2 protein-coding genes are annotated in these 2,703 nt (G+C 69.7%); both read right to left on the minus strand.

The annotated features are described in order from the left end of the window. Positions 1–26: 26 nt before the first annotated feature. Entirely contained in the window at positions 27–980 is a 954-nt protein-coding gene (locus SSP08S_RS37915) for a DeoR/GlpR family DNA-binding transcription regulator (protein WP_078532646.1), read from the minus strand. 164 nt (positions 981–1,144) lie between these two features. Further along, positions 1,145–2,593 carry an NAD(P)H-quinone dehydrogenase gene (locus SSP08S_RS37920; RefSeq protein WP_019072870.1) on the minus strand — a complete coding sequence of 483 codons (1,449 nt, stop codon included), beginning with the start codon at positions 2,591–2,593 and terminating at the stop codon, positions 1,145–1,147. Positions 2,594–2,703 lie beyond the last annotated feature (110 nt).

Genomic DNA, 2,703 nt, shown 5'->3' on the forward strand with positions numbered 1-2,703 from the left:
GGCGCCGCAGCCGAAAACCGCACCGATCAACGCCTGCGCAAGTCCGCCACCCTGGCCGCGCGCTCCCGCTCCGGGGACTCCCCCGTCAGTACGCCCGCCGACCGCAGCCCCGGTACTTGACCCCGTCGCGGCGCCGGAAGGGGTACGTCCCGGCGGCGTTGTTCCCGCGCCGGGGTCTGATCACCCCCCTGGCCGCCCGCCGCGCCGGCCACGGCGATCTGCACCCCCTGGTCGGCCAGCGCCTGCAACTCCGTGGCGGCGCGGTCGTCGTGGCCCGGGGGCTCGTCGGTGACGAGGCGGGTGATGACGTCCGTGGGCACGGTCTGGAACATGGTGTCCGTACCGAGCTTGGTGTGGTCGGCGAGGACGACGACCTCGGCCGCCGCCTGCACGAGGGCCCGGTCCACGGACGCCGAGAGCATGTTGGACGTGGAGAGACCGCGCTCGGCGGTGAGCCCGCTTCCGGAGAGGAAGGCCCGGGAGACGCGCAGCCCCTGGAGGGACTGCTCGGCCCCGCTGCCCACCAGCGCGTAGTTGGAACCGCGCAGGGTGCCCCCGGTCATCACGACCTCCACGCGGTTGGCATGCGCCAACGCCTGGGCGACAAGGAGGGAGTTGGTGACGACGGTCAGTCCGGGGACCCGGGCGAGCCGGCGGGCCAGCTCCTGTGTGGTGGTACCCGCCCCTACCACGATCGCTTCGCCCTCTTCGACGAAGCTCGCGGCGAGATCGGCGATGGCCGTCTTCTCGGCGGTCGCGAGATGCGATTTCTGCGGAAAGCCGGACTCCCGCGTGAACCCGCCCGGCAATACCGCACCGCCGTGCCGGCGGTCGAGGAGTCCTTCTGCCTCCAGTGCGCGCACGTCCCGCCGTACGGTCACTTCGGAGGTCTGGACGACGCGGGCGAGCTCACGGAGCGATACAGCCCCATTCGCTCGCACCATTTCGAGGATCAATTGGCGACGTTCTGCAGCGAACACGAAACTGACAGTAACCCCAACGACCGTCTGCTTTCAGCTGTTTGCGGTGAATAGCAGAAGTTGTTCGCACAGGAGGGCGAGAAGTGGTATAGGGGGTAGTCCCGGCGCCTATGCCGTACGAATGGGCGGCAACTCCCCGTGACCAGCGGGGAGTCGGTGCGGCCTCAGACTTCGCCCGTCGCCTTGCGCGTGTGCAGCTGTCGGGCCACCTCGGCGATCGAGCCCGAAAGGGACGGGTAGACGGTGAAGGCGTTCGCGATCTGTTCGACCGTCAGGTTGTTGTCCACGGCGATCGAGATGGGGTGGATCAGCTCCGAGGCGCGGGGCGCCACGACCACACCGCCGACGATGATCCCGGTGCCCGGGCGGCAGAAGATCTTGACGAAGCCGTCCCGGATGCCCTGCATCTTCGCCCGCGGGTTGCGGAGGAGGGGGAGCTTCACGACCCGGGCGTCGATCTTGCCTGCGTCGACGTCGGCCTGGCTGTAGCCGACCGTGGCGATCTCGGGGTCCGTGAAGACGTTGGAGGAGACCGTCTTCAGGTTGAGCGGGGCCACCGCGTCGCCCAGGAAGTGGTACATCGCGATACGGCCCTGCATCGCGGCCACCGAGGCGAGCGCGAAGATGCCGGTCACGTCACCGGCCGCGTAGACGCCGGGGGCGGTCGTGCGCGAGACCTTGTCGGTCCAGATGTGGCCCGAGTCGCGGAGCCTGACGCCCGCCTCCTCCAGGCCCATGCCCGCGGAGTTCGGGATGGCGCCGACCGCCATCAGGCAGTGGGAGCCGGTGATGACGCGGCCGTCGGCGAGGACCACCTCGACCTTGTCGCCGACCCGCTTGGCGGACTGGGCTCGGGAGCGGGCCATGACGTTCATGCCGCGGCGGCGGAAGACGTCTTCGAGTACGGCGGCCGCGTCCGGGTCCTCGCCGGGCAGGACCCGGTCGCGGGAGGAGACGAGGGTGACCTTGGAGCCGAGGGCCTGGTAGGCGCCGGCGAACTCGGCACCGGTGACACCGGAGCCGACCACGATCAGCTCTTCGGGGAGTTCGGTGAGGTCGTAGACCTGGGTCCAGTTCAGGATGCGCTCGCCGTCGGGGCGGGCGTCGTCCAGCTCGCGGGGGTGGCCGCCGGTCGCGATGAGGACGGCGTCCGCGACCAGGGTCTCCTCGGTGCCGTCTGCCGCCTTGACGATCACCTTGCGGGAACCGTCGATCGCCTGCATGCCGTCGAGCCGGCCCCGGCCGCGCATGACACGGGCGCCCGCTCGGGTCACGGAGGCTGTGATGTCGTGCGACTGGGCGAGCGCGAGTCGCTTCACACGGCGGTTCACCTTGCCGAGGTCCACGCCGACGACCCGGGCTGCTTGTTCCAGCGGTGGAGTGTCGTCGGCCACGATGATGCCCAGTTCCTCGTACGACGAGTCGAAGGTGGTCATCACCTCGGCCGTCGCGATAAGGGTCTTCGACGGCACGCAGTCGGTCAGCACCGACGCCCCGCCCAGACCGTCGCAGTCGACGACGGTCACCTCCGCGCCGAGCTGCGCTGCCACCAGCGCCGCTTCATAGCCGCCGGGTCCGCCACCGATGATCACGATCCGAGTCACGTACCCCATTGTCCCGCACGCTTCAAGGTGCTTCCGCCCGGGGGCGGCGGGGGTGCTTGGTTTGCCTGCGGTTCGTTGTGGTTTGCCTACGGTTCGTTGTGGGTCGCCTGCGGTTCGTT

The sequence above is a fragment of the Streptomyces hokutonensis genome, from assembly GCF_000376565.1.
Lineage (GTDB): Bacteria > Actinomycetota > Actinomycetes > Streptomycetales > Streptomycetaceae > Streptomyces > Streptomyces hokutonensis.